General features: G+C 65.7%; 1 protein-coding gene. It reads right to left on the bottom strand.

Annotation, left to right across the window (positions count from 1 at the left end):
* Window positions 1-35 precede the first annotated feature (35 nt).
* Window positions 36-233, bottom strand: a 198-nt coding sequence (locus ACLJNW_RS28750; RefSeq protein ID WP_410962097.1) for a PUA domain-containing protein, incomplete at its 5' end; no start/stop codon positions are given.

Below are 233 nucleotides of genomic sequence, written 5' to 3'. Positions count from 1 at the left end.
CAGCAACCCCGCGAGCTTGCGCATTCGCCCTCTCCTCAGACCAGAACCAAATTGTCGCGATGCACCAGCTCCGGCCCATCCACGTAGCCGAGCAAGGCCTCGATGGCATCCGTCGGCTGACCGAGGATCTTCTGCGCCTCCAGCGCACTGTAGTTGACCAGGCCGCGTGCCACTTCGCGCCCGCCCTGGTCCACACAGACCACCATCTCGCCGCGACGGAAGCTGCCCTGGAC

This window comes from Salmonella sp. SAL4457 (genome assembly GCF_046548235.1).
Classification (GTDB): domain Bacteria; phylum Pseudomonadota; class Gammaproteobacteria; order Enterobacterales; family Enterobacteriaceae; genus Salmonella; species Salmonella enterica.
This window is presented reverse-complemented; position numbering and strand designations above follow the sequence as displayed.